This is a genomic window from Lentilactobacillus sunkii DSM 19904, from assembly GCF_001435575.1.
Classification (GTDB): Bacteria; Bacillota; Bacilli; order Lactobacillales; family Lactobacillaceae; genus Lentilactobacillus; species Lentilactobacillus sunkii.
Genome location: NZ_AZEA01000026.1, coordinates 1 through 25,221, shown reverse-complemented (window position 1 = coordinate 25,221; position 25,221 = coordinate 1). Strand labels below are relative to the sequence as shown.

The 25,221-nt window shown below is 42.9% G+C and carries 21 protein-coding genes; 15 read left to right on the top strand and 6 right to left on the bottom strand.

Annotated features, from left to right (window positions below):
• Window positions 1-189 precede the first annotated feature (189 nt).
• From FD17_RS11255 to FD17_RS11220, 8 genes are all read left to right on the top strand, one after another.
• Window positions 190-1,221, top strand: coding sequence for an ABC transporter ATP-binding protein (locus tag FD17_RS11255; RefSeq protein WP_235803213.1), 1,032 nt, complete (start codon window positions 190-192; stop codon window positions 1,219-1,221).
• Complete coding sequence (locus tag FD17_RS11250) at window positions 1,208-2,188, top strand: ATP-binding cassette domain-containing protein (protein ID WP_057826270.1); 981 nt, start codon at window positions 1,208-1,210, stop codon at window positions 2,186-2,188. Before FD17_RS11255 ends, FD17_RS11250 begins: the two co-directional genes overlap by 14 nt.
• Window positions 2,188-3,147 carry an ABC transporter permease gene (locus tag FD17_RS11245; RefSeq protein ID WP_057826269.1) on the top strand — a complete coding sequence of 320 codons (960 nt, stop codon included), beginning with the start codon at window positions 2,188-2,190 and terminating at the stop codon, window positions 3,145-3,147. Before FD17_RS11250 ends, FD17_RS11245 begins: the two co-directional genes overlap by 1 nt.
• A gap of 11 nt (window positions 3,148-3,158) precedes the next feature.
• The gene (locus FD17_RS11240) at window positions 3,159-4,112 is read left to right on the top strand and encodes an ABC transporter permease (protein ID WP_057826268.1); all 954 of its coding nucleotides are present in this window, start codon (window positions 3,159-3,161) and stop codon (window positions 4,110-4,112) included.
• A gap of 97 nt (window positions 4,113-4,209) precedes the next feature.
• On the top strand, window positions 4,210-6,006 hold the full coding sequence (locus tag FD17_RS11235; protein WP_057826267.1) for an oligopeptide ABC transporter substrate-binding protein: 1,797 nt from the start codon (window positions 4,210-4,212) through the stop codon (window positions 6,004-6,006).
• Window positions 6,007-6,298: 292 nt separating this feature from the next.
• A complete protein-coding gene (locus FD17_RS11230) occupies window positions 6,299-8,185 on the top strand; it encodes a S53 family peptidase (protein ID WP_057826266.1) in 1,887 nt (628 codons plus the stop codon).
• A 110-nt stretch (window positions 8,186-8,295) separates the two neighbouring features.
• The gene (locus tag FD17_RS11225) at window positions 8,296-9,222 is read left to right on the top strand and encodes a glutathione S-transferase C-terminal domain-containing protein (protein WP_057826265.1); all 927 of its coding nucleotides are present in this window, start codon (window positions 8,296-8,298) and stop codon (window positions 9,220-9,222) included.
• Between the two features lie 62 nt (window positions 9,223-9,284).
• Window positions 9,285-11,033: a 6-pyruvoyl-tetrahydropterin synthase-related protein gene (locus tag FD17_RS11220; protein WP_057826264.1), complete on the top strand. Its 1,749-nt coding sequence runs from the start codon at window positions 9,285-9,287 to the stop codon at window positions 11,031-11,033.
• Between the two features lie 42 nt (window positions 11,034-11,075).
• Here FD17_RS11220 and FD17_RS11215 read toward each other — a convergent pair whose 3' ends face one another.
• A complete protein-coding gene (locus tag FD17_RS11215; RefSeq protein ID WP_057826263.1) occupies window positions 11,076-12,077 on the bottom strand; it encodes a helix-turn-helix domain-containing protein in 1,002 nt (333 codons plus the stop codon).
• A gap of 100 nt (window positions 12,078-12,177) precedes the next feature.
• Between FD17_RS11215 and FD17_RS11210 the strand changes: the two genes are divergently transcribed.
• The 5 genes from FD17_RS11210 (at window position 12,178) to FD17_RS11190 (ending at window position 17,313) form a co-directional block, all read left to right on the top strand.
• Window positions 12,178-13,476, top strand: a complete 1,299-nt coding sequence (locus FD17_RS11210) for an MFS transporter (RefSeq protein WP_057826262.1) — start codon at window positions 12,178-12,180, stop codon at window positions 13,474-13,476.
• A gap of 99 nt (window positions 13,477-13,575) precedes the next feature.
• Window positions 13,576-14,316 carry a glucose 1-dehydrogenase gene (locus FD17_RS11205; protein ID WP_057826261.1) on the top strand — a complete coding sequence of 247 codons (741 nt, stop codon included), beginning with the start codon at window positions 13,576-13,578 and terminating at the stop codon, window positions 14,314-14,316.
• Between the two features lie 138 nt (window positions 14,317-14,454).
• Entirely contained in the window at window positions 14,455-14,706 is a 252-nt protein-coding gene (locus FD17_RS11200) for a hypothetical protein (protein WP_057826260.1), read from the top strand.
• Window positions 14,707-14,814: 108 nt separating this feature from the next.
• Window positions 14,815-16,767, top strand: a complete 1,953-nt coding sequence (locus FD17_RS11195; protein WP_057826259.1) for a S53 family peptidase — start codon at window positions 14,815-14,817, stop codon at window positions 16,765-16,767.
• Between the two features lie 78 nt (window positions 16,768-16,845).
• Window positions 16,846-17,313: a hypothetical protein gene (locus tag FD17_RS11190; protein WP_057826258.1), complete on the top strand. Its 468-nt coding sequence runs from the start codon at window positions 16,846-16,848 to the stop codon at window positions 17,311-17,313.
• Between the two features lie 68 nt (window positions 17,314-17,381).
• Here the strand turns inward: FD17_RS11190 and FD17_RS11185 are convergent, their stop codons facing one another.
• Entirely contained in the window at window positions 17,382-18,326 is a 945-nt protein-coding gene (locus FD17_RS11185) for a LacI family DNA-binding transcriptional regulator (RefSeq protein WP_057826257.1), read from the bottom strand.
• Window positions 18,327-18,425: 99 nt separating this feature from the next.
• A complete protein-coding gene (locus FD17_RS11180) occupies window positions 18,426-20,378 on the bottom strand; it encodes a glycoside-pentoside-hexuronide (GPH):cation symporter (protein ID WP_057826256.1) in 1,953 nt (650 codons plus the stop codon).
• Between the two features lie 369 nt (window positions 20,379-20,747).
• Here FD17_RS11180 and FD17_RS11175 point away from each other — a divergent pair, with 369 nt between their 5' ends.
• Both FD17_RS11175 and FD17_RS11170 read left to right on the top strand, forming a co-directional pair.
• Window positions 20,748-21,011, top strand: coding sequence for a hypothetical protein (locus tag FD17_RS11175; protein ID WP_057826255.1), 264 nt, complete (start codon window positions 20,748-20,750; stop codon window positions 21,009-21,011).
• 397 nt (window positions 21,012-21,408) lie between these two features.
• A complete protein-coding gene (locus FD17_RS11170) occupies window positions 21,409-23,016 on the top strand; it encodes a putative polysaccharide biosynthesis protein (RefSeq protein ID WP_057826254.1) in 1,608 nt (535 codons plus the stop codon).
• 56 nt (window positions 23,017-23,072) lie between these two features.
• On the opposite strand, the gene FD17_RS11165 is transcribed toward FD17_RS11170, so the two are convergent.
• The 3 genes from FD17_RS11165 to FD17_RS13470 form a co-directional block, all read right to left on the bottom strand.
• Entirely contained in the window at window positions 23,073-23,930 is an 858-nt protein-coding gene (locus tag FD17_RS11165; protein WP_057826253.1) for a hypothetical protein, read from the bottom strand.
• A gap of 12 nt (window positions 23,931-23,942) precedes the next feature.
• A complete protein-coding gene (locus FD17_RS11160) occupies window positions 23,943-24,527 on the bottom strand; it encodes an NADPH-dependent FMN reductase (RefSeq protein ID WP_057826252.1) in 585 nt (194 codons plus the stop codon).
• 324 nt (window positions 24,528-24,851) lie between these two features.
• Complete coding sequence (locus FD17_RS13470; RefSeq protein ID WP_057826279.1) at window positions 24,852-24,965, bottom strand: putative holin-like toxin; 114 nt, start codon at window positions 24,963-24,965, stop codon at window positions 24,852-24,854.
• Between the last annotated feature and the right edge of the window lie 256 nt (window positions 24,966-25,221).

The window sequence follows — 25,221 nt, the reverse complement described above, 5'->3', positions numbered from 1 at the left end:
AAAGCTGTCATCGCATTTTTTGTGTCATTAAGCAAATTGAAGCCGTTTACATCAATAATCTTTTTTGAAAAACTGCATAACTTGAATTGAAATGAGAATATAATATTCAACAATTATTAAAAAGCTGTTTTATTAATCACTTTATAATCAGTTTGCAATACATAAATGATTTTCAAAGGAGATATTCACGTGGTTGAGACTAATAACGACCAATTCTTGAGCATCAAAGACGTCAGCACCGCCTTCAAGATTAATGGTCAATACTATGATGCCGTTTCAAACGTCAACCTCGAAGTGAAACATGATGAGATTTTGGCAATCGTGGGGGAATCCGGTTGTGGTAAGAGCACGTTAGCGACAACTATTATGGGTCTCCACGATCCTGAAGAAACCAAGATCTCAGGTGAAATCGACTTTGAGGGAACCGATCTGTTAAAACTGGATGAAAAAGGATACAACAAATTTCGGGGTGCAAAGATTGGGATGATTTTCCAAGATCCATTGTCTGCCTTGAATCCCTTGAAACGAATTGAGGATCAGATTCAAGAAGTCATGATTTATCACACGAAGATGACCGAAAAGCAGCGTCATGCACGAGTGATTGAACTCTTAAACGAAGTTGGCATTGACGATCCGGAGCGAACCGCGCACCAGTTTCCACATCAACTTTCCGGTGGGATGCGTCAACGAATTATTATCGCGATTGCAATCGCCTGCAAACCTGATTTGATTATTGCCGATGAACCGACAACTGCTTTGGATGTCACGATTCAAGCCCAAATTTTGGACGTTCTCCGCGACATTCAAAAAGAAAACCATGCCGGGATTATTCTGATTACCCATGACCTCGGAGTGGTTGCCGAAACTGCTGACCGGGTTGCGGTTATGTATGCCGGCCAAATTGTTGAACAGGGAACAGCTGCTCAAATCTTTAATGAACCAAAGCATCCTTATACCCGTTCACTATTACGTTCAATGCCTCAACGAGACAACGAAAACGATGAGCTGTACGTCATTCAAGGCATGGTGCCATCTCTACAAAAGATGCCTAAAGAAGGCGACCGGTTTGCACCCCGGATTCCGTGGATTCCCGCTTCGGCGCATGAAGCTCGGCCAACGATGCATGATATCGGTGACAATCATTTAGTTCGCTGCACCTGCTACAAAGATTTTTATTTCCCAGATCAGGTAAAGGAGGGTGCCGGACATGAGTCTAATTGAAATTAACGATTTGAAGGTCCACTACCCAATTCGCGGCGGCTTCTGGAACCGAATTGTCGACAACGTTAAAGCCGTTGATGGCGTCACTTTTAATATTGAAGCCGGCGAAACATACGGCCTGGTTGGTGAATCCGGGTCAGGTAAATCAACGACTGCCAAAGCAATTATTGGGTTGGAAAAAGCGACTTCCGGTACGGTTATGTACAAAGGAAAAGACGTCACCAAAGGCGAAAACCGCCGCAAGCTGGATTATAACCATGACGTTCAAATGATCTTCCAGGATTCACTTTCCAGTTTGAATCCCCGCAAACGGATTGAAGACGTTATCGCTGAACCGCTTCGCAACTTCGAACATCTAGATAAGGAAGAAGAAAAGCTCAGAGTTCTTCAATTGTTGGACATCGTTGGACTGGATGCCGATGCGTTATACAAGTATCCTCACCAATTCTCCGGTGGTCAGCGGCAACGGATCGGGGTTGCCCGGGCAGTTGCCACTCATCCAAAGTTGATTATCGCTGACGAACCTGTCTCTGCTCTGGACCTGTCAGTTCAGGCGCAGGTTTTGAACTTCATGAAGAAGATTCAACGTCAGTTTGGTATTTCATACCTGTTCATCTCTCATGACCTTGGGGTTGTCCGTCACATGTGCAAGAACATTGCCATCATGACCCGCGGCCGGATTGTGGAAGTTGGAACCAGAGATGATATTTACAATAATCCAATGCACATTTACACCAAGCGGCTGCTGGCAGCGATTCCCGAGACCAACGTTAATCATCGAGAAGAACACCGCAAACATCGTTTGGAAATTGAAAAAATCTATCAAGAGCAGCAGGCAACATACTATGACAAGGACGGGATGGCATTCCCACTTGTTAAGGTATCACCAACTCATTCAGTTGCGTTACCGCCGCATCTTGCCAAAGAATTTGAACAACAATCTGAAAATGAGGGGGTAAACGTCTGATGTGGAAAACAATTTTACGACGGGTTCTGATTATGATTCCCGAACTTGTCATCTTAAGCATTCTGGTCTTCCTGCTCGCCAAGGCAATGCCCGGAGATCCGTTTACCGGTTCAATCAACCCCAAAGCTGATCCTGCTCAAATTCATCATTTGATGGAAATCCACGGATTGTATGATCCCTGGTACCAGCAATACTGGAACTGGGTTGTCCATTTGTTCCACGGCGACCTTGGGATGAGTTACGAGTATCAGGAACCGGTTGTTGACTTGATTCAACAACGTGGTGCCAACACTTTGTGGCTGGCCTTGTTTACGATGGTGCTCACATACGCCATTGGACTTCCATTAGGTCTCTACGCAGCCCATCATGAAGGTAAACTCCAAGACACATTGGTACGTGTATATACATATGTAACAATGTCGATTCCTTTCTTCGTTGTTTTGGTTCTTGGTATTTGGATTTTTGGGTATGCTTTAAACTGGTTCCCAACCAGCGGATCGATTTCAGCGACCGCAACCGGTTTCGGAGCGACGACCATGTCCCGACTTGGACACATTATTCTTCCTGGACTGTTGGGTGCGTTATTTGGAACTGTGAACATCGTTCAGTATTTACGTTCAGAAGTCATTGACGCCAAACATTCCGACTATGTTCGGACTGCCCGTTCCAAGGGTGTCCCGATGAAGGATATTTATCGTCACCATATCTTCCGGAACTCGCTGTTGCCGATCGCTGCGTTTGCCGGATATTCAATTACCGGATTGCTTGGTGGTTCAATCTTTACTGAAATGGTCTTCTCATATCCAGGTATGGGATTGCTGTTCTTGAACGCCATCAACTTCCGTGATTACACGGTTATTACCGCCCTTGTTCTGTTGTATGGATTCTTGAACTTAATGGGAACTTTGCTTTCTGATATTGTATTGAGCATTGTTGACCCACGTGTTCGGATAGAGTAGGGGGTGCAGAAATGAAAAGAGATATTGAAGACGTCACATCAATTTCTGCCGCAGACCTTGAAAAGTTATCAAAAGAAGCTGCCGCCGAGGCCACACCATCCCGTGCCAAGATTATGTGGGGTGAGTTCAAGGCTGACAAGCCGGCAATGGCTTCATTGTTTATTCTGATTTTCTTCATTCTGTTTGTGATTGTTGCATCGATGTTTATTAACACACCGAAGATGATGGAAACCAATTTGATGGGGTATTACGCAAAGCCATTTACCCCTGAATATTGGCTGGGAGCTGATTCAGGCGGTCGTTCGATTGCCAAAGAGCTCATTGTTGGTTCACGAAATTCAATTAGCATTGCGATTGGATTGACGATCATCTCATCAACATTTGGTATCTGCTGGGGCCTCATTTCCGGTTATTACGGCGGGATGGTCGACTTGGCGATGCAGCGTGTGTATGACTTTATGATGATTATCCCCATGTTAATGACGATCATTGTTATCGTCACCATCATTCCTCATTACAACGCCATTACGTTGACTTTGATTCTTTCAATCTTCTACTGGATGGGAACTTCAAGGCTGATTCGATCGCGGACATTGGCCGAATCACAAAAAGATTATGTTGCGGCATCCAAGACTTCCGGAACCGGTAATCTGAAGATTATCTTCCGAGAAATCATGCCCAACATCTCATCATTAATTATTGTTGATACCACATTGTCATTTGCTGAAAATATTGGTGTTGAAACCGGACTTTCATTCTTGGGCTTTGGCCTTCCAATGGGGACGCCATCACTTGGTACTTTAATTGCCAACGCTAATGATCCGGAAAACATTACCGGTTACTGGTGGACCTGGTTCCCAGCTGCATTGGAAATTATTGTCCTCTGTCTTTCAATTAGTTACATTGGTCAGGTTATGCGTCGGGCAACGAATGCTGCTCAGCGTCGTGGTAAACAGCAGGATTAGGGTAATTCGGTTTTAACATTAAAGGAGATGGTGCATTTTTTTGAATGTTAAGGTGAGTATCTATTAGTTGGTGAATCAAAAAATTGGAGGGATGTTTATGAGCAAGAAAAAGTGGCTCACAGTTGGAATTGCGACAATGTCTGTATTGGCATTGGCCGCATGTTCTAATAAGAGCAGTAACGAATCAGGAGCCGGCAAACATATTACCATGTCGTCTAAATATAGTGGACCAGGTAAAGCAACTACTGCCGGCAATAACAGTACCTTAAAGATTGCTGAAGTTAACGATGCACCATTTACAGGAATTGCTTCTGGAACTTTGGCTTCAAACGCTGAAGATTCAGATGTCTTCTCACCAGGTGCACCAGGCGGATCCGACTCATTGTTTAATGTTACCAAGAACTGGAAGATTATCGATGGTGGTTTGGCAAATCAACGTTTGAACCGAAAAGCCAAGACGGTCACAATCACTTTACGTAAGAATGCTCGTTGGTCAAATGGCGCTAAAGTTACCGCCAAAGATATTGAATATCCATACGAAATCATTGGTAACAAAGATACAACTTCACAACAATATTCATCTGACTATGCTGCAATTAAAGGCATGGCAGCCTATCATGCTGGAAAAGCAAAAACAATTTCAGGATTTACATACCCGGATGGTCAAAAGGGACGTACGGTTGTCATTCATTTAACCAAGATGTCACCTTCAATGAAATTTGCAGGCAACTCATTTATTTGGGGTGGTGTTGAACCTTACGAATACTATAAGGGCACCCCAATTTCAAAGCTTGCATCATCTAAACAAGTTCGTAAGAATCCAATCTTTACCGGTCCTTACAAGCTTGATAAGGAAGTCCAAGGTGAATCCACCACTTGGTCCCCAAACAAGTATTACTGGGGTAAGAAAGCTCAAATCAAGCATATTACAATTCAAGTTGTTTCAATGAATAACATTGTTGCCGCTATGAATTCCAAGAAATATGACTTTGTATTGGGCGGAATTGGCTCCAGTCAATATCCAAAGATCAAGAAGTTGAAGGATTATGGAACCGCTGGTACCCCAGCACTTTCATACTCATACTTCGGCTTTAACGTTGGTCACATGGATCCTAAGACTGGTCTGAACGTGATGGATAAGAATGCCAAGATGGCCAACAAGAACTTACGTCGTGCTATGATGTATGCTGTTGATATCGATGCTGTTGCCAAGAAATTTGGTAATGGATTGAGTTGGCGTGCCAACACCTTGATCCCACCTGTCTTTAAGGATGTTTATGATTCAAAGACTCCTGGCTTTAAGTATAATATGAAGAAAGCGAAGTCATTGCTTGATAAAGCCGGATACAAGAAGCAAGGTAAATGGCGGACTGATCCAAACGGCAAGAAGCTGGTTATTCACCTTGGTGCTATGAGCAGTTCATCAGCTACTGAAGCTACTTATCAATACTACCTGCAACAATGGCACAAAGCTGGTCTGAACGTTCAAATGACTGGTGGCAAGCCAATGGAAATGAACAGCTTCTACACAACATTGCAGAAGCCAAAGCAAAACAAGATGGATGTCTTCCTGGGTGCTTGGTCAACTTCATCTGAACCAACACCAACTCAGATTTACGGTGTTGATGCACCTTACAACATGGGTCACTTTGCAACCAAGAAGAATACCGAACTTCTTAACAGCTTGAACAGCAATAAAGCTTGGAATGCCAAGTACCGTGTTCAACAATACAAGAAGTGGCAAGAATATATGAATAGTCAAGCCGCATATGCTCCTGAAGAGTTTAGTTATTCATGGAGTCCAGTTAACAAGCGGGTTAAGGGTTATAATGTTGCCGCAGAAAACAATGAATTCTGGAGCAGTTTGTCCTTAACTGCAGCAAATCCTAAATAATGATTAACAACAATTAAACAGTATTTAGAATCAATAAAAGCCTTGAAAGTGTCAGTTCACTTTCAGGGCTTTTTGGGTTGCTTTTGAAAGCTGAATTCATTTTGTAACATTCTTGACATATAATATGATTAAGTGTACTCTCACACTAGTTCGAAAAGGCAGGTAATCGTATGGGGAGCCTTATGAATGACCATTATTTACATATACAGAAATGGTGCCGTTTTGGAAACCATTGGGGATGAGTGCAGCTCAACTACACGTCACATTGAGGATATAGGAAGAGGTTGAGAAAATGATAAAAGCTAGAAAGCTGATGGTTGGGATCGCCAGCTTAGCCGTTTTATTAGCAGTATCACCAGCTGCCCAAGCTTCAACTCAAAAGAAGCCGGCTGGTAAAGATCCATATGGAATTAACAAGATTTTGAAGCAGTTGTTGGCGAAGAAGAAACTTTCACCTAACAAGACTGTTTCATTGGATATTGTTTTAAAGCCACAGAATGAAGATCAATTGACTAATCGGGTTTATGCAGTGAATACACCCGGCAACAGTGACTTTAAGAACTTCTATACACCGACTCAGTTCAGAGGGGAATTTGGTCAACCAGCCAGTGTTGTTGGTGAATTCAAGCCATTTTTCAAGAAGTACAATTTAAAGTCACACGCATTCAGCAACGGATTGATTATTCGAGTTGATGGTAAGGTCAAGAATATCAACAAGGCCTTCGCTACTAACCTGCAGACTGCAAAGTACCATTCGAATCCGGTGCAATTTTCAAGTAAGAAGCCGGTCATGCCGGATAATTTGGCTGATCATGTCATGACAATTCTTGGGATTACCACAATCAGTGCAGGTGGTACCGGGATTACAACAAACAAGACCAAGACATCCAAGCCATTGACCAAGTCATCTCCAAACAAATTTGTTAAGCAATACAACCTTCAGCCGTTGTATGACAAAGGTTATAAAGGTCAAGGCCAAACAGTTGGTATCATTACCTTTGCCGGCTTCAGCAAGAAAGATGCCGAAACCTTCTGGAAGGGCGAAGGGATTGACACCAAACCGAACCGACTGAGTGTTAAGAAAGTTAAAGCGCCAGCCGTTCAAACAACCAACACTGCAAGTAACCAGCTTGAAACGATGCTTGATGTTGAGCAGTCCGGTGCGATTGCGCCTCAAGCTGATGTGCGGGTTTACCAATCCAACTTCAGTGATGTTGGAATGGCCAACACATTTGCGACCGCCTTTGATGAAAACAAAGCCAGCTCATTATCTTTGAGTTGGGGATTGAATGAATATCTGACTCATTACTACTATAAGAGCAAGTTGTTGACACCCGTTTATGGACAAGCCATGACCATGTTGATGGCTCAAGGTGCCTTACAAGGAATTTCAACGTTTGTGGCATCCGGTGATTCCGGTGCTTATAGTCAAGGAATTGGTGCTAAATTAGGACCATTCTCCATTCCGAACTACAGTACCTATGCTGATTTTCCATCTGACAACCCTTGGGTAACCGCAACTGGTGGAACCACCCTGCCATTCAGTAAGAAACTGGATAATGGCATCAAGGTTTCAGTTGATAAGGAACGGGCTTGGGGTGCTGACTATATGTACAAAGCATACGGCCAGAACCGAAAGGCATTCCAGACCAGCTTAACCGACTTTATGTCTCTGTATAATGCCGGCGGTGGTGGTATCAGTACCCTCTATGACACGCCACAGTATCAACAAGACGTTCCAGGGGTAAATACCTTCAATGCCCGGGAGTATCTCTCAAATCTCCTGCAGCCGCGAATTAACCCACCTCTGCTGAGTGGAACTCAGTATGGTCGTAATTATCCTGACGTATCGGCCAACGCTGATCCAAATACCGGATACCAGATTTACACCAAGGCAACCGGCTGGCAGAATGTCGGTGGAACTTCCGCCGTTGCTCCTCAATTTAACGGTGCAACTGCCGTTATCAATAGTGGTAAAGGGACTCGGATGGGCCTGTGGAATGCTCAGATTTACAAGCTGGCCCAGAATCCTGATAAAGATAAAGATCCATTTACGGTACTTGATAGTGATACCAACAACTCGAACCTGTACTATACCGGCCAACCAGGCAAGGTCTACAACCAAGCAACTGGTTTAGGAACGGTTAACTTTGAAAAATTGTATGATGCTTATCAATAATTTTCAATAAAGATGCGACTTACCGTTATGGCAAGTCGCATTTTTATTGGCAATCGATATTTATCCGAGTAAAGTGGATATAAAATCTTATGTAAAAGGAGTGGGTCGCTATGAGTCAAAAAGTTAATGCAGGGGATGCCTGTGCGTTTCATCCTCGAAGTACTGATCAGTCATCATTTGAAAAGAAGTTCTCAACCGGTGAATTACCAGTTGAACCCAACCGCTATCACTATGTCTGGGCCAAATTCTGCCCTTGGGCAACCCCGGCAGCCATCATGATCGATTACACCGGATTGAATAAGGTGATTTCTAAATTTGCGACTTATCCCTTACGCCATCCTGGCATTGATGACAACTGGTTCTTTGGCAAGAATGACGACGATGAAGATCCGATTCTTCACACGACCCGCTTATCAGAAAACTACCAAAAGACCGATTCCACCTTTTCAGGTCGGCCAACTGTCCCTGCCTTGATTGATTTAAAGACTGGTGGCGTGGTCAACAGTTCATCACAAACAATCATGAATGAGCTGGGGAAATACTGGAAACAATATTTTTCCAAAGATGTTGCTGATGTCTATCCAACTGACAGACAAGATGAAATCGATGCCATGAGCGCTCAAATTATTACTGATATCACTTCGGTTCCGGGTAAGATTACCGAGGCGACTTCCCAAAGCGAATATGACAAGTTGGCCAAGCAATACTTCGACCGGTTGGAAGCACTGGATCAACGGTTGGCCGATCAACGATTCTTGATGGGCGATACCATCACTCTGCCGGACTTTTGGCTGGTGGTCAGTCTGATTCGCTTTGATCTGGTCTTCTACTATAAAGACAAACTAAATAAGAAACGATTGGATGAGTTTCCAAATCTTTGGCGTTATGCCAGAGAATGTTACCAGATTCCGGCATTTAAGCATGACACAGATTTCAAAGCGATTAAGCAGCATTTCTTCCAAATCAGCGATGATCCGGTGACTTCATTTGACCGGATTATTCCGATTGGACCGGACGAAAGCCGATGGGAGAATTAATCTCAATTTTGGTTATGGTAGAATTGAATTACTAACACTAAATTGAGAGGGTTCATATATACATGGTTGATGAAACGAAGACAAATGATCCAAATTCGATTGGTTTTAAAATAGTTCAGTTTATGAAGCGTTATTATCTACAGGGGATTTTATTTGCCCTTTTTAGTGTCGTCAGTGTCTGGCTGCTTTTCAAGTATCACTGGCTGTTTTCCGGGCAGGATCTGCAGTTCCATTTACAGCGAATTGATGAAATGTACAACAATTTACTTCATGGGCACTTGAATCCGTATCTGGCGACCTTTGACTTGAATCAGATGGGTTCTGCGGTTATGAGTATGTATCCTAAAGGACCGTTGTATTTGTTTGCGGGAATTCGGCTGTTGGTTAAGGATCCGATCACAAGTTTTTACATTGGTAACATGGTGGCGACCTTTCTATGTTTGGTCGTGAGTTATGCCGGGTATCATTCTGTTCGACCTAAGGATACCGTTGGTGCATACGTATTTGCGGTTGCCTACTCCTTATCCGGATTGAATATTACCTACAACTTCTTGATGGTGGATATTGGGATCAGCTTCACGATTATCTTTTTGCCGCTAATTTTTGCTGGGTATTACCATTGGATCACTTCTGGTAAATACCGAATGTTGGCACTTGGGATGACGATGGTTTGTTTGAGCCATGTGTTGAATATTCTGATTGTCCTTTTGGCATTGGTCATCTTTTTAATCATCGATATTCGAAAGACCGATCGGGTTAAATGGATTAATTTGAGTAAAGCAGTCGGCATCACCGGTCTGCTCAGCAGCAGCTTTTGGATTCCGGCATTTCATTTTGGAACCAGCGTTCAAATGACCAAACCGTTTACGTTTGATTTAAACGGGATTAACCTGCTTGAGTATACGATGGGTGCGTTGACCAACAATATTGCGTACGGCTTTACACTCGTTGCGCTGGCGGGGTTTGTGATGGCAATTGTGAAATATCGCAGCCTGTCCAGATTTTCAAAAGAAATCTTTTGGGTGGGCATCGGCTTTGTCATTCTTAGCAGCAGTTTGTTCCCATGGTCAATATTCCAACACACATCCCTGGTTTTACTTCAATTCCCATGGCGCTTCTTGATCCTACCTCAGTTGGGGTTCACTTATCTATTCAGTGTGATCGGCTCTGAGTTGTTGGGGAAGGTTACCCAAAAGCAAATGAGAATTGGTGGGTTGGCTTTATTCAGTCTGGTCGTTTTAGGATTGTCGTTGAACTCTCAGTCTGGTCGGGTTAATTTCACAAAAAAAGCGCCTGAACTGAAGACGCGGTTGTATCCCAACAGTAATCAGATTCAATTTGTCCAAGGAATTGCCTGGTATCGAGTAACTAATCACGCCCAATACAGGAACCTGATGGGCTATATTGACACGGCGGACTACCTGCCACTGATGAAGCATACCAAGTTTCAGCAGCTTTCCATGCAGCAGGCGATTGTTAACAACACGCCTACTTTGGCCATTCCGGTTGCTAAAATGCCGATTCCGAACGGCACAAATATGGCCTTTGAAGCTTCAGCACCATTTAAGAGTGTCAATCTGCCGTTTGTCATCTATGACAAGCATTACACTGTGATGATGGATGGTCATCCGTATCCAGTGAAGACGGATAAGGATCACGTCCTGACTTTGAAGAATGTCAGTATGGGCAGGCACTTTGTTAAAGTCACTTACAGCAATCCGTTGATGACCGTTCTTATCAGCATTTTAACGTTAGGCGGAATTGTGGCAGTTCTCTTGCCTGGCTTTATGAAAAGAAGAAATAATGCATAATTGATCTGTCTGACAGCATCCTCAAAGTTGGGGATGCTTTTTTCATAGAATAAATATCATAGATTTACTTGGATCTTTTTGATTTTCTTTGATGATTGGAATGATTTTGGCAATTTCGCTAGCAGTTTCGGATAGCTTCAAAATATTGGCAATTGATAAGGCGTCCTGCATTTTATCATCTCCGGTCTGACCGTTTGAATTAATATAGTCATACCAACCCCGGTAAAAGCGCAGCATGATCGCGACGCCGGCATCTTCGGCATGTTTAAGCAGGGCCTCAATCTGGTCAAGGGTTTCTTTGGCCCATGGAAGCTGGCGAAAGTTGATGTAAGTGGAGAAGAGGCTGAATAACAAGCTGAATCGGATTTGCGGCATCATCGGAAAAGTCTGATCTTCGGAAGTCCGTTTGATGGCGATCTTTTCCAGTCGATGAACAGTTTCGACCGGCATGGCAATGTGACTGATGCTGAAAAGCAGAATTTCAAATGCACTCCAGTTTTCGATATTGTACAGGTAAGTCACAATCGGGCGGGCCATCAACCGGATTCTTTCAAATAATTGAGCCGACTGCCTAGCAGCGTCCGGTCTGATGTCTGCTTCAAAGATGACTTCCTGGATTTCGTAAAGAATGGCGATGTAGTGGTGCCAGTCCGAAGGGCCGTTCTTTTCCAAAGCGTTTACTTTAACGTCAAAGTCTTTCTGGATTCTGGCTTTGTCAGCCCGGTAATCATCGTCGGAAATATTCAGATTATGCATAAAGGTCACAATCGGCGTCATAAAGTCCGCCGTCAAGTAGATCGGTCGATAAGACATAAACGTTGAGTCAATCGCCTTATTGGCATGCCTACCATTGGCGTATAAGAATTCCTCCACCGAGAAGTTAATTTTTCCCAGTAGGTGCATTAGCCGGTTGAATGTAATCTGGGAATCACCTTTTTCAAATTTACTGATAAAGGACACACTGTTGACGTCATCTGCAACTTGCTGAAGGGTTAAATGACGCTCCTTTCTTAATTTTCTAAATAGTTGGCCCCAATTGTTCATACGCTTTGCCTCACAAAAATTATCATATAGTGGAATTACGTTAATCAAATTGTAGTCCTGCGGTAAAGTCTTATCAAGAGCAGGAAAGAGGGCATTGCAAATGCATTCTTATTTTAGAAGCAAAGGTTACCGGGCATTGATGAATGCGGCAATTTTCAATGGAATTGGCAACAGTTTGTTTAACATCGTTTTTATTATTTATGCCGGGAGTTTGTCTTTTAAAACCCTGGCCGTCAGTTTGGCGTCGTTTGTGGTTTACATACCGGAAATTATCAATGTTTTCTTGGGTTATTATGCCGACAATACCCATCACAAATATAAGTGGATGGTGACTTCACGACTCATTCAATTTGGCTTGTTTATTCTGTTGGCATTTCTGATCGGAATGCACGAATCTCTCTTTATTTTTGGTATTCTATTGTTAATTAATGTGGCAAGCGATTGTCTGGGAACGTTTGCCGGCACGCTTGAATTGCCATATTTTAGGCATTTGATCCCGGACATGGAATTAAATGGCGCGATGGGATTTGAAAATGCGACTCAGACAACCCTACAAATTGTGTTTCAAGGATTGGGCGCCGTTGCCATCGTTTGGATGAATTATAACTATGGATTGTTTGGTCTCATCAATGCGGCAACATTTTTGATAGCTGCCTTGATTATCTGGACCCGTCGATCAATATTTCGTGAAATTGATCCACAATTCAAAGTTAATCAATCTGTTGAGAAAAAAGAACCAATCTTTTCAAGTATGCTGACAACCGGAAAGTTCATGTGGACGAAGAAGATCATTGTCCTTCTGATGGGATTTGGCCTTATGATGAATACTTTCTTTAGCGCACTGGATGGCGGCCTCGTTAATGTGACGCTGTTACATAATCAGCAGTTATGGTTCGGAAACTACGGAACTTCAGTTGCGATTGTTAACATTTCGATGTCGGTTGGAATCGTTTTGGGATCCCTGATTCAGAATGATTTTTTGGTGCATACGAAGTTCACAACGATGGTTGCCTACCTTAGCTTGATAATGATTGGGCTTGGGGCCTGTTTTATCAGTGGTGGTTCAATCTGGCCGATTGCAGTGTTGATCTTTATAAGTGGTTATGTCTTGGGTAAGCTTAATCCCAGAGCATCATCAATGTTTATTAAGCTGATTCCCGATGATCGACTAGGGGCGTCGATGGGGTTTCTTAATATGGCGTTGATGATCGGCGCGCCAATTGGAAGTGCCTTCTTCTTAACGATTGCAAATATTAGTCAAAATGGGATTGTTATTAGTTGGATTGTCTTCGTGACTGGCATGCTTCTGACCGGAATTGCTGCAGTTATCGCCCGATTGAAGGTTGATGAATCCGATGAGGAGATGGATGGAAACCCAAATGAAGTTGAACCTAAATGATACTCGCCAAATCCGTAAGCTAATTCCAACCCCTCTCCCACGGTTGCGTCTATACTGAGGTTGTTGATAGGAAACGCTTACAATAGAGGAGACATTATCATGGGAAAATTAGATAACAAAGTTGCAATTATTACTGGTGCTTCTCAAGGAATGGGTGCAAGTCACGCCAAATTGTTCATCAAGGAAGGCGCCAAGGTTGTCATCACCGATGTCAAGGAAGACAAAGGAATTGAGATGGCAAAAGAGCTTGGCGATAACGCGATGTTCATCAAGCAGGATGTCACCAATGAGGATGATTGGAAAAACGTTGTTGATCAAACCGTTAAAAAGTTTGGTAAATTGGACATTTTAGTTAACAATGCCGGCATTACATTTGCCAAATCAATCTTTGATCTGTCGATTGACGACTATATGAAGATCGTTAAAGTTAACCAAGTTTCTGTATTCTTGGGGATGAAGTACGCCGCTGCTGAGATGAAGAAAAACGGTGTCGGCAGTATCGTCAATATTTCATCCATTGCCGGATTAGTCGGGACACCAAATTCAATTGGTTATACTGACTCCAAGTATGCGGTTCGTGGGATGACCAAGGCTGCTGCTTTGGAATTTGCGCCTTACGGAATCCGGGTTAATTCAGTTCACCCTGGTGGAATTGATACACCAATGGTTCACCAAGACAACATTGGATCGGCTGTTGACGCATTTATCAATGCCATTCCAATGAAGCGAATCGGTAAGCCGGAAGAAGTCTCAAAGATGGTCTTATTCCTGGCTTCGGATGATTCAAGTTATTCAACCGGTTCTGAGTTCGTGGTCGATGGTGGATCAACGGCACAGTAATCAATGGTCTAAAATAGATGTTTTTGTAGGAATACCATCAGTGCTTTATTTGATGGTATTCTTTTTGTATTCAATTAAGGATATAATCAAATTAATTGAATGTGTATACATAAGTTGAAATAAAAGGAGGTTTGAATTTTGAGAAAAGTTGTAACCTTACGTAAATCTGGAAACAGCCTTGTGCTGACTGTTCCTGTTGATTTGGATGCTAGTTTAGGTACTAAGTATGATGTTGAAACCAGATCAGATGGTTCAATCTTATATACACCGATTGGTCATAAGAACATTTTTGATGATCCTGATTGGCAGCATTATGATTATCAACATGATCTTGAATCAGATCCCCAATTGCAGCCACTTGATCTTATTGGAAAAGAGGGGGTTGAGTGATGGTGACTTCTTAATTCCTCCAACCGGCTTCCATCCCTTTAACCTCAGTTGAGAGTGGTATCATATGATCTGTAAAGTAAAATTTGAAATGATTGGGGAGTGGGTCATATGAATAGTTGGGGAAAGTTTGCTGCAGTTGCGTTTGGTGCGCTGGTTGCCGTTGGAATGAGCGGGGAAACGGCATCGGCGAAAAAGGCGTCGCATAAGATAGATCCGATTACGGAGACGTATTCGAATATGACGTCGGCCAAGATGATCACGCCATCGCAGTTAAAGCCCAGCAATACGACCACTTTTGATATTATTTTAAAGCCGCGAAATGAAGGGCAGATGTATAGCGATGCTTTGGCCGTCAACACGCCGGGGGATTCACAGTTTAAACAATTTTTGACCCAGAGTGATATCCGTGACAAATTTGGTCAGCCGACATCGGTCACAAATGATTGGAAAGCTTATCTTCAAAAGCGACATTTAAAAGTTTCTGCATTCAAGAGCGGTATTGTGATGACGGTTAAAGGTAAGGTCAAGTACATCGATAAGACCTTTAAAGTTAATATCAACAAGGCGACCTACCATTCAAATCCATTGCAGTTTGGCAAGACCAAACCGAATATCCCCGGACGATTGTCCGATAAGGTGTACACCGTTGTGGGGATGACCGATCACAACAAGAAGTATTTCTATCCGGATTCCAATATGCAGTTTGACACTAAAAACGAAACTGCTGCCAAAACCAGCACAAAGGGTGACAGCGGCTACTACAAAGCCGGCGGGGCCAGTCGGTTTGCCAACCGGTATCACCTTAATAGCTTGTATTCAAAAGGCGCTGATGGCAAAGGCCAAACAGTTGGGTTAATTACCTTTGGCGGTGTCCATCGAAGTAATATTCTTCATTTTTGGCAACACGAAAACGCCAATTCCAACAACAGTCGATTCACGGTTAAAAACGTTCAGGGTGACATGTTCAATCAAGAATATGTGAGTCCCAACGACGATGAAGCAACCATGGACGTTGAGTATGCTGGTGCAGTTGCACCGCAAGCCAATATCCGGATGTATGAATCGAAGAATCCCCTACCTAACCTGCAGAATATGATCAATGCCTTCTCAACGGCTTATCAGGAAGCAAAGGTTTCTTCGCTTTCACTTAGTTGGGGAACCGGTTCTGATGAATACTACAGTCTTTTAGTTAATCGCGGCGTTGTTGATCCGCACTATGTCAACTTATTCAATATCCTATTTGCCCAAGGTGCCCTTCAAGGGATTTCAACCTTTGTGGCTTCTGGTGACACTGGCGCGCCAATGTACTCAATGAGAGGGATTAGCGGCAACCGTGTCTTGCTTGACCGCAAGACAAACGTTTCAGACCCAGTCAATACTAACCCATTTATTACGGCCGTTGGTGGAACGACGCTGCCATTCACTCACAGAGTGGGTTCCGGCGGCAGCATTTCTGCCTCTAAAGAGCGGGCATGGGGAACCGACTATTACTGGGATCTGCTTCAAAATAATCCTGAACTGCTGGATAAGACACCGGAACTCCTGATGGTTATCGGTGCCGGAAGTGGTGGCGGATTTGGCCATCTGTACACAACGCCTGCTTATCAGCAGGGGGTTAAAGGCGTCAATACATTCTCTGCTCGGACTTACCTTTCCAATCTGAATCAGCCGATCTTTGATGAGCCGTTAATCACTGGAACTGGTTATGGCCGGAATTATCCTGATGTCTCTGCAGATGCCGATCCCCTCACCGGATACAATGTTTATATGAAATCCAAGAAGGGCAGCGGCTGGTCGGAGAATGGCGGAACCAGTGTTGTTGGTCCCCAGATGGCCGGTGCAACTGCTGTGATTAACAGTCAGGCTGATCGTCAACGAATGGGATTCTGGAATCCTCAGATTTATCAGTTGGCTCAAGGTACCGATTCGCCGTTTAATCCGCTCAACAGTACGACTGACAACTCTAACCTGTACTATACCGGCCAGCCCAACACCATTTATAACCAGGCAACCGGATTGGGCACGATCAACTTTGACAAGTTATCTCAGATGTATCAATAATTTCGTCAATTTTGCAAGGACAGGCATTTTCTGTTAAACTACTTCCAATTGCGTTTTTGCAAATGAAAGGATACTTGTATGAAATTTACCAAAACACTATCATTTTTAGCTGTAGCACTGGGAGTTGCGCTGGTCGCAACCGAGGCTCAGCCGGCTCAAGCAAAGACAACCAGCCACGCCGTTCCCAAGGCCCTTCAGGGAACCTGGTTTGGCAAATATCACGATGACCTGTTTGGCAACGTGCCGGTAAAATACCGCCTTACCAAATATTCATTCCGTCAGGGTTCATCGAAGAAGTCTGAGCAACAAGATGCGAGAACTTATTATGTGAACATCAAAAAGTACAGCCAAACAAAGAGCAAGAGTTACCTGTTCAAGGTCGCCAATAAGGTAAATAAGCACGGTTACTGGAAGTTGACCTTACTTTCGCAGAATCAGCCGGTTTACTTAAAGCACGTTAAGCATAATGGCAAGACGGCTTTGAAGATGTATTATAAATCCACCGATACAAATAAAGCACAAACCAGCTACTTCTATCATAAATAGTGATAGAAATGAAAATACGAGGTTGAGACAAAAGGTTTCTTTTGTCCCAACCTCGTATTTATTTTGCTCTATGAAGGAGAATAGAACGTAACCGGCAAAATGGCATTTTCGGCATGGTCTGGGTTGCTGTGGGTAATGTCAACCAGATTGTCAATTAATGCTGTGGCAATTTTTGACACTGGTTGAATAACTGTTGGTAATTCTGGTGCAACGTTTCTGATGAGTTGACTGCCGTCATATCCTGTGATCAAAACGTCTTTAAATGGCCGCTTTCCGGATTTGCGAATAAAAGCCGCAAACCTCAGTGCTGCTACATCATTACTGGCAATGATGCCATCGAAATCTCCGGGCAAAACATCTGTCATCTGATTTTTATTGAAATCAATCGGGACATATTCAACATCTGCTTTGGATAGTGTATCGATCACGCCTTGAATTCTTAAGATAGTGGGGGACAAAGAGGTATCCTCGTCGACTGAAACGCATACCTTTTGGGCATGATTTTGAATCATGTATTCAGCAGTCAGTCGACCACCTTGATAATTATCAGAAGAAACAATTGGAATGTTAGTCCCCAAATTTCGATCGAAAGACACCACAGAAACTGATGTATTTTGATACCCGGCTGTTTGATTATTATGAGAACTTGAAATAATGCCATCAACTTGATTGGAAACCAGCATTTTTAAATATTCATTCTCAATTTGCTCGTTATCAGTTGATGAAGCAATGATTGTTTTGAAACCTTTAGCGAACAATTGGATTTCCACTTCATTTGCTAATTCGGCGAAGAATGGATTTGTGAGGCTTGGAAAAATTAATCCAATAAATTTCGAAGGCTTTCCCTGCATTGCTCTGGCAAGAGCATTAGGCTGGTATTTCAAATCATGCATTGCCTGATGAACTTTATCGATTGTCTTTTGACTGAGCGATCCGTAGTTATTGATGACTCTTGATACAGTTGTGACCGATACGCCAGCCTTTTGGGCAACATCTTGTAATTTGACGACCATAAAATCATTCCTCAAAGTGTTTATTCTTATTATACTCAAAAAGGCCAGCCCCAAGAAACTACTTGGAACTGGTCTTTTTTCGATCCTAATGACTTGATACTAGTCTTTCTTGATTGGATCCAATTGAATGACTGGGTCACCGTTAGCCTCAACGGTGGTTCCTGGGGCAACATCCAAGTCAAACTCATCAAAATCGGCACTATTGATAATTGTTATAATAACCGTATCATCCAAGCCGGCTTTCTTAATAGCAGGATCCCAGAATTCCAACAATTCAGTTCCTTTTTCTACGTGTTGATCTTTCTCAAAGTAGGATATAAATCCGGTACCATGCATTGCAACAGTTCCAATTCCAATATGGATTAACATTGCCACGCCATTGTCGCCAACAATACCAACTGCGTGTCTGGTTGACACTACTGATTGAATTGTTGCATCAAACGGTGCAAGAATCTTGCCGTCAGTGGGTTTGATGGCAAATCCATTACCAGCTTTTTTAGCGGCAAATGTTTTGTCGGAAACATCGGCTAATGATACAACTTGGCCGGAAACGGGTGAACTGATGGCCACTGATGATGTTGCAATGGTGGTGTTGCCAGTTTCCTGTAAGTTTTTACCCCAAGTTTCTTCCAGGGTATTGACGATTTCAGCATGCTTTTTTTCGGTTAATGTTGATTTTTTCCAGAAAACAGTTAGAGCAACTAAAAGCAGAACTGCAGGAACTGCGAACATCATGATCTTGAATTTGAATTCTCCTGCTGCAGTGATTGATGCCGCAGTTGCGCCGGTAGTCATTCCGGCAAGAACGGCAACTTGGCCGACAACTCCGTTAGAAACCGCTCCACCGAGTTTATCCAGCAATGGCCGAACCGATAACGTCAGGGATTCATCACGATGACCGAGCTTCCATTGACCATATTCAACGGAATCGGAAATAATCATCAATACGATTAAGAAGATGATCGCTTGTGGAACTTGGAATAATTCCGCACCAATCAGTACCAATGCAAATGATTTGCCGGCAATTGAGAACACTAAAATTCCGACAAGCATAATCGAAATACAAGTAAAGAACAAGTTACGTCGATTAAATTTATCAACCAAGCGAGGGAAAATTGTGACAGTTACCAAGCTCATCAAGATGTTGATGGTTTGGAAAACTGAAAACATCGTTGATTCACCCATGATGAAAGTGAAGTAATACAGAACCAATGAATTTAAAATGTTGATCGCAATTGCATAAATCCCGTAGGTTAAGGCAATCCACATTAATTGGTCATTTTTTGCCAAGGTTGAGAAAATCTTTTTGATTCCGACCGTATTTTCTTTGTTTTTTCGAAGATCAGATTGAACTTCGTGGGTTCCGAAACCAACGATCCAAGCCGTTGCAATTCCAACGATGGCGACCATTAGCCCAAATGCTAACCAGCCACGTGAATCGCCAGTTCCACCTGCCTTATTCAATGAGAAGAATAGGACCAGTGGCATCACAATCACACCCACTAAGCCACCGCCAAGTGTTGAGCCAATTCTGGCGGAAGAAGCAGTTCGTTCACGTTCTTTGGAACTAAATGAGAGCGCAGGAATCATGGACCAGAAAGCGACATCTTTAAATGAATAGAAAATATCCATTGTGATATATAAAATAGCAAAAGTTATGAGATAAAGAATTGGATGGGTATGGTTAATACCGCCAAGATCTGTAAAAAGAACCAGCAGAATAACAGATGTAATTGTTCCACCAACCACAACCCAGGGCTTAAATTGGCCAAAACGCGTCTTGGTTCTGTCAATCCAATTGCCAATGAATGGATCAATAAATAATTCGACAATTCTTAACGCAGTGATAATGGATGTAATGTAGAGAATCATCCGATCATCTTGTGCCTTGTTCCCTGAATTGAACAAATGCGTTGTAACAAACATAATGAAGTACGTTGATAACGCACCATAAAACATGTCGTTACCAAATGCACCACAAGCGTAAGATACCCGTGAGATTGCTTTTTTTAACCGGCTTTGTTGAGGCTTTACGACACTTTCACTTTCCATAATTATTCCCCTAATCATCAATTTATTTAAAATGATAAACGTTTATCAAAACGAACAAAAAATAAAAACTGTTTACTGTTTATCAAATTTAACCTTATATTAGTATGCGCTTACATGGTTGTCAAGCATTATTCTGGTATATTTTTTTGTATCTATCGCTTTCCTTGATTTTAAAGGAATTGACACAGGAGATAACTCAATCATGGATCGGATAGAACAAGACTGTCCATTCCAAAAAATTAAATTTGACATTAGTTCCGATTTTTGGTGAAATAGAGGGCAATAAATTGGTATGATGTAGTTAGAGATACCGTTTTCTTTTTGCGGTATGATTACACCAAATAAACCGATAGATTGTGAGGAATTTATATGAGTAAAATTTCTATTCAAGGCAATTTGCAGACCGAACAGATCGCGGGCAGTTATTCCGACGTCGAGAAGAAGATTGTTGCAGATTTGGATTCGGCACAGGTAAAAGACGGTAAGAAACCATTTTCCAAGATTGCGGATGAGGTTGTCATCGAACCATACAAGGATGGCGCATATGCTTATCACGCAATGTTAACGGAAGCAGCCAAGATGTATGATCTATCACCAGATATTCAAAAGGATGCGCAAATTTCAGAAGATTAAGAGTGTGAAGGACAACGGGTGATGCGGTTTCTAAGGGGTCTTTGGCTGAAACCCCGGTTTTGGGTTTTAGTCAAAGACCCCTTAGAAATTAGCATCAGTTGTCCTGAACACGTTTCGGCTAAATAGCTGGAAAAACTCTAAGAGTTAGAATTAGGCCGCCAACACACCCGTTTCCCGGCTAGTTCATGAATCGAACACTATACTTAATATTCAAGCACCAAACACAAAAAGAGATGAGGCCAAACTTCGGTTGAGCCCCATCTCTTCTCGTGTTCAATGATATGGTTGAATCAAAATTGTTACATAATGCAAACCAAGTTCCCGATTGTATAGCAAACCTTCCGGAAACATACTATAATGATGTTTACCAGAAATTATAGAAAGCGTGCGTTCCTTCATGAATAAGAAAATCATGTCAGGCTCATTTTGGCTGTCTTTTGGCAGTATTTTTTCACGAGTCCTTGGCATCATTTATTTAATCCCATGGCTGTACATGATTGGTTCTCCCGAACACAAGAGCGTTGCCATGGCGCTGTTTAATGCGTCATACAACCCATATGGCCTGTTCATCGCTTTGGGAACGGCCGGGTTTCCATCTGCAATTGCTCGGCGGGTAGCCATTTATAACGGTCAAAATAAGTTTTTAAATTCACGTCAGTTGGCAAATGTTGGTTCAATGGTCATGCTGTTATCCGGTGTTGTCTGTGGGATCATTCTTTGGTTCATCGCCCCGCTGATTGCTAAAAATAGCCCTGTAGTTTCCACTCAGAGCGCGATTACGTCGATTCGGGTATTGGTACCGGCAATTGTCATTTTGCCGTCCATGAGCAGTATTAGAGGCTGGTTTCAGGGTAATCAGGATTTAAAACCGTACGGGGTTTCCCAACTTTGGGAGCAGTTTATCCGGATTGTGTTCATCCTGGCATCAACCTATATTGTCATCTATGTTCTCCACAGAAGCTATATCGAAGCTGTCTACCTCAGCGTCATGGCAGCGTTTGTCGGGGCGGTTGCCAGTTACATTTACCTCGCACTTTACTATCGCAAACAAACGGCGAACTACGCCGAGTTGGCCAAGAAGAGCAAGCCCTTTGATCTGACCAGCATCAAGAAGATTTTCACGATGATCGCCTACGAATCAATTCCGTTTGTCATTGTGGGATCGGGCATCACTTTGAGTCAGCTGATTGACCAATTGTTTTTCAAACAGGTCATGCAGGGCGTTCAGCATTATTCTGCTGAGTATACCCAGTACATTTACACGCTGTTTTCTGCCAATCCGACCAAGATCACCACGGTTGTGGTCTCTTTGGCGTTGGCGGTTGCCGAGACGACCTTGCCGCTGTTGGCAAATAGTCAGGCGTCCAAAAAGGGCAATGTCGGCCAGCTGATCTTCCAGAATGTGAACATGCTGATGTTTGTCCTGCTGCCAATTGTCACGATTCTGTGTGGCTTGTCGTATGAAACCAACGGGATTTTCTTCACCTTCAGTACGCTTGGTGGAAAGTATTTGGCTGCCAACATTCTTCAAAGCTTAATGTTGGGGCTGGCCATTAACGGGCTGACGTTATTACAGGCGCTGCATTACAGTAAAAAGGCCATGTATTATCTGGTGGTCGGCCTGGTTGCCAAGCTGTTGTTCCAGATTCCATTGGTTATTCTTCTTCAGGGATTCGGGGCAATCATTTCCACGGCGATCGGATTTGGCTTTATTTGCATGTTGAGTTACGGCGAGATTATGTATGAATTTCATGTGCCGTTTGGCAAGCTGAAAGTCAGTGTCTTGGTCAATCTGCTGTTCTTTGTGATTGTCATGGCATTGACCTGGGGTCTTCACCAATTCATACTGCCAAGTCGTTTGATTCCGGCATTTTTATACTGCGTTGTCTTTGGTTTGGCCACTTTGGGAATCTATATATTCATGGCCAACCGGACCGGGTTATCAGATACGATGTTTGATCATAAGCTTGGCTATAAGTACTTTAGATATAAGCATTTTCAATAAGAATACAAAAAACGGGTTCAGCCATCGTCGGATTAGACAATGGTTGAACCCATTTTTTAAGATAAACGCACGTAAGTTTCGTATTTATTGACATCCACAAATGGCAGACTCTGAAATATCTTCATGTCGAGTTTGCTGTGCATCTGAAAGGTTCCATTCAAAGTTTTGTAGTGGCCTTGAAGCCACTGAAGCTGCAAATTTAACAGCGAATTTAAAGAATTGGCATTGGTGCCATACATCATTCCAAGCTCGGCTGTCTGTTGGTCAACTTTGTAGAGGAAGCTGAAAGCGGCAATCTGATGATGATCGCCGAGTATGGCAAACGGCGCTTCTTGAAGCTGATCGTGCGACATCAGCACTTTCCAGTCGGCTTGTGGAATCGAAATTGCCGGGTTGAACGTTTGCTGATGATCGTACTCTTCTTGACTGGTGGTCAAGACGGACTTGTATAAATCAGGCTGTTTGGACAATTCACCTGCTGAAAGTAGGGTACCGTCTGCCGGCTGACTGATTTTACCAAGGGATAGGTTGGCCAATGGTAATTCGGCAGTCAGCTCAGTATTAACCAGATGGAACCGTCTGGATGACAGCCATTTATTGAAGGGATGCTGTGGTGCATAGTCGCGGGTAATCATCCGGTCATCGGAAAATTTCCACGCCAATTTTTCAATATCATCGAGTACCCGCTTAAACAGAACATTCTGCTCAGTTGCCTGAGGATCAACATACACTGCGAAGCTCAGTGCATTTGGATGGAGCTTGTTGTGCCAAAAGACTGAAGTCGCATCGATGTGGCCGTGAGGATGGTATACTTTGACGTTGTCCGGATAGGTCCGCATAGCCATGAAAATTTCGTGCTCATTAGCTGGTGGGCGGGGGATAAATTCAGTTTTGTTGGGTAAAATTGGTTGCATGAATTGCCTCGGTTATTTGAATGGATTGTCATGGAGCAGCTTGGTGTAAAAACTAATTTCATGGAAGGCTTCATGCAGGCGTTGCTCAAAGTGATCGCTATTTTCTGCGTCAGCAATCAACCTGCCGTCTTCAGTGAAATTGTCATTTGCATTCCACAACAGCACAGGGGTTGGCAGCACCATCATCTTGAGCATTTGCAGGATTTCCACAAATGATTCGGCAGCCAGCATGCCGCCGTCACTATAGTAAGAATACGACACGATTTGAACGGGCTTGCGCTCAACTTCCGGTCCAACATAGTCTAAGGCATTTTTCAAAACACCGGGAATGGCATGATCATATTCAGGTGTCAAAATGATGTAGCCGTCATTGGACTTTAAACGATCCAGCCACTTTTGTTCCCCTGATTTCAAATGCGTGATAGGGTTGGATAATGGTGTTTCGTCATGATGATAGGGCTCGAGTGGAAAGTCTTCCAATCGTATCCAATCAAATGTGATCTGATCAGTATTCTGAAAGTTAGCCTGTAAATATTTTAAGATTGATTCGCCAAGGCTGCTGCGGACGGATCCAAGTATGACGCCAATTTTTATCAATGTAATGCCTCCGATATTTAGAATAATCTATTCCTTTCAGTATAGCATGTGGCAAATTGACCTTAGGATTTGCCTAGAGAACTAGTTTTGGTGATATTATGGAGTATTAATTTCGAGATAGAATAGTATTCACAATAATATGGTTGGATGGTTTGATACATTGACCCAAAAAAATGAACGGATTTACTTTGCCGACACCAGTGGCTGCGTGATATAATAAAAATATAAAAGGAAGCCTTGCTACAACAGGACTTCCCTTGTGGAAACCGTTTAAGACGGTAGCGCTTCTTTAGTTATTATTTAATAACCGCAAACTGGCTAAAGTTATTGGCGGTTATTTTTTTGGCTAAATTTTATCAGCTCCACAACCAATGTAATCAATCCGATGATAAATATACCAAAGGATAACATGAGTTGCAGAGCGTCCGAAACGGGCACCAAAGGCTCTCCTTTCGTTAGAGTTTCTGAATTTCCTAATTGATGTTTAACACCATAGGCATCATCTCCACTCGGAAGCGCCACCGCCTTAACTTCTCCACGAATTATAATTATACCGGATTTATTTTGGGATAACTATATAAAAATGGAAATAAAATAGCAAAAAATGGAGCTGTGACAAAACTGACGTTTTGTTCACGGCTCCTTTGCATTTTTACTTCTTTAGGCTCTTCGTCAACTGTTGTTGGTGAATCCA

Coding starts and splice junctions, on each gene's coding strand:
- FD17_RS11250 (WP_057826270.1), top strand. CDS start 1,208: ATGAGTCTAATTGAAATTAACGATTTGAAGGTCCACTACCCAATTCGC.
- FD17_RS11245 (WP_057826269.1), top strand. CDS start 2,188: ATGTGGAAAACAATTTTACGACGGGTTCTGATTATGATTCCCGAACTT.
- FD17_RS11240 (WP_057826268.1), top strand. CDS start 3,159: ATGAAAAGAGATATTGAAGACGTCACATCAATTTCTGCCGCAGACCTT.
- FD17_RS11235 (WP_057826267.1), top strand. CDS start 4,210: ATGAGCAAGAAAAAGTGGCTCACAGTTGGAATTGCGACAATGTCTGTA.
- FD17_RS11230 (WP_057826266.1), top strand. CDS start 6,299: ATGATAAAAGCTAGAAAGCTGATGGTTGGGATCGCCAGCTTAGCCGTT.
- FD17_RS11225 (WP_057826265.1), top strand. CDS start 8,296: ATGAGTCAAAAAGTTAATGCAGGGGATGCCTGTGCGTTTCATCCTCGA.
- FD17_RS11220 (WP_057826264.1), top strand. CDS start 9,285: ATGGTTGATGAAACGAAGACAAATGATCCAAATTCGATTGGTTTTAAA.
- FD17_RS11215 (WP_057826263.1), bottom strand. CDS start 12,077: ATGAACAATTGGGGCCAACTATTTAGAAAATTAAGAAAGGAGCGTCAT.
- FD17_RS11210 (WP_057826262.1), top strand. CDS start 12,178: ATGCATTCTTATTTTAGAAGCAAAGGTTACCGGGCATTGATGAATGCG.
- FD17_RS11205 (WP_057826261.1), top strand. CDS start 13,576: ATGGGAAAATTAGATAACAAAGTTGCAATTATTACTGGTGCTTCTCAA.
- FD17_RS11195 (WP_057826259.1), top strand. CDS start 14,815: ATGAATAGTTGGGGAAAGTTTGCTGCAGTTGCGTTTGGTGCGCTGGTT.
- FD17_RS11190 (WP_057826258.1), top strand. CDS start 16,846: ATGAAATTTACCAAAACACTATCATTTTTAGCTGTAGCACTGGGAGTT.
- FD17_RS11185 (WP_057826257.1), bottom strand. CDS start 18,326: ATGGTCGTCAAATTACAAGATGTTGCCCAAAAGGCTGGCGTATCGGTC.
- FD17_RS11180 (WP_057826256.1), bottom strand. CDS start 20,378: ATGGAAAGTGAAAGTGTCGTAAAGCCTCAACAAAGCCGGTTAAAAAAA.
- FD17_RS11175 (WP_057826255.1), top strand. CDS start 20,748: ATGAGTAAAATTTCTATTCAAGGCAATTTGCAGACCGAACAGATCGCG.
- FD17_RS11170 (WP_057826254.1), top strand. CDS start 21,409: ATGAATAAGAAAATCATGTCAGGCTCATTTTGGCTGTCTTTTGGCAGT.
- FD17_RS11165 (WP_057826253.1), bottom strand. CDS start 23,930: ATGCAACCAATTTTACCCAACAAAACTGAATTTATCCCCCGCCCACCA.